We start from the raw sequence: 2,090 nt of genomic DNA on the forward strand, positions 1-2,090 counted from the left end.
GGTGCGGCTGCGGATACCGCTGACCACGCCGCCGACACTGGCGGCGGCGATGGTGAAGGCGCTGGGCGTTTCATGATCCCGGTTCCGAGCCAGGTGCGGATCTGGTTGGCGGTTGGCCGGACCGATATGCGTCGCGGAATGCAAGGCCTCGCTCTGCAGGTTCAGGAGACGTTGGGCCGGGATCCGCATGCCGGCGATCTTTATGTCTTCCGCGGCCGCAACGGCAACCTGATCAAGATTATCTGGCATGATGGGCTCGGCATGTCGCTATATGCAAAACGGCTCGAGAAGGGCCGGTTTCTATGGCCGTCGCCGGCGGACGGCACGGTTTCCATATCACCGGCGCAGCTCGCCTACATGCTCGACGGGATCGATTGGCGCAACCCGCGTCACACGTTCCGACCGCAGCGCGCGGGCTGAGTTTTTCTTTGAGTTTGCGCCATTTTCCGCGAGTCAGCGGACGCGTTTTATGATTCACTCCAGGGCATGGTTGCCACCGCCCAGGATGCTGTTCCGGACGATATTGGCGCGCTGAGAGCAGCGCTGACCGCGGCGCTGGCCAGAGCCGAAGACGAGGCCGCACGCGCTGCGCTGGTCGAGGCCGAACTGGCGGTCGCCAGGGCCAAGGCATCGGATGATGCGGCGCTGATCGCACATCAGGATCTGACGATCCGGAAGCTGCAGCGGGCGCTGCATGGTCAAAGTTCTGAACGTGCCGCCCGCCTGCACGACCAGATGGAACTCACCTTCGAGGAACTCGAGAGCACGGCAACGGAAGACGAGATCGCCGCCGAACAGGCAGCGGCGCGGACCACCGAGGTGGCGCCTTATGTGCGCAAACGACCGGCGCGCCAGCCATTTCCCGAGCACCTGCCGCGCGAACGCGTGGTCGAGCCGGCGCCGACCGCTTGCCACTGCTGCGGCGGTCATCGGCTGCGCAGGCTGGGTGAGGATATCACCGAGACGCTGGAGGTGGTGCCGCGGCAATGGAAGGTGATCCAGCACGTGCGGGAGAAGTTCACCTGCCGCGACTGCGAGGCGATCAGCCAGGCTCCGGCGCCGTTCCACGCCACCCCGCGCGGCTGGGCCGGTCCCGGCCTGCTGGCGATGATCCTGTTCGAGAAGTTCGGCCAGCATCAGCCCCTCAACCGCCAGGCTGAACGCTATGCCCGCGAAGGCGTGCCGCTCAGCCTGTCGACGCTCGCCGACCAGGTCGGCGCCGGCGTCGCGGCGCTGATGCCGCTGTTCAAGCGGCTCGAAGCCCATGTGCTGGCCGCTTCACGTCTGCACGGCGACGACACGACGGTGCCGGTCCTGGCCAAGGGCAAGACCGATACCGGCCGATTATGGACCTATGTGCGTGATGACCGACCATTCGGCGATGTCGATCCGCCGGCGGCGGTGTTCTATTATTCCCGCGATCGCCGAGGCGAACATCCCGCGGCGCATCTCGCCGGCTGGAGCGGCATTCTGCAGGCCGATGCCTATGGCGGTTATGGCGATCTCTATGCGGCGGCCCGTCAGCCGGCGCCTATTCTGGAAGCCAGCTGCTGGGCCCACAGCCGGCGCAAAGTGTTCGAGCTGGCCGATATCGAAGCGGCGGCGCGCAAGAAGGCGCACGGCGAGAAGCCCAACCTGGTCTATCCGCTCGCGGTTGAAGGCGTGAAGCGCATCGACGCCCTGTTCGATATCGAGCGCGAGATCAACGGCCTGTCGCCGGCCCAACGCCACGCCGTGCGCCAGGAGCGGAGCCTGCCGCTGGTCGCGGAGCTCGAGACCTGGATGATCGAGACGCGCGACAAGCTCTCGCGCGGACATGATCTGACCAAGGCCTTCAACTACATGCTGCGCCGCTGGTCATCCTTCGCCCGGTTCCTCGACGACGGGCGGATCTGCCTATCGAACAATGCAGCCGAGCGAGCCCTGCGCGGCATCGCTCTCGGCAGAAAGTCCTGGCTGTTCTGCGGTTCCGATCGCGGCGGACAGCGCGCTGCCGTTCTCTACAGCCTGATCGTCAGCGCCAAGTTGAACGATATCGACCCGCAGGCCTGGCTCGCCGATATCCTGGCGCGCATCGCAGCCCACCCAGC

2 protein-coding genes are annotated in these 2,090 nt (G+C 66.0%); both read left to right on the plus strand.

Features of this window, described 5'->3' with window-relative positions:
- The coding region (tnpB, locus tag NKI29_RS33265) for an IS66 family insertion sequence element accessory protein TnpB (RefSeq protein ID WP_352798686.1) at window positions 1–420 on the plus strand (420 nt) is incomplete at its 5' end.
- Between the two features lie 66 nt (window positions 421–486).
- Window positions 487–2,090 (plus strand): IS66 family transposase (tnpC, locus tag NKI29_RS33270; protein WP_352798687.1); only part of this gene is annotated, 1,604 nt, incomplete at its 3' end.

The organism is Mesorhizobium sp. M0678 (assembly GCF_040320505.1).
Lineage (GTDB): Bacteria > Pseudomonadota > Alphaproteobacteria > Rhizobiales > Rhizobiaceae > Mesorhizobium.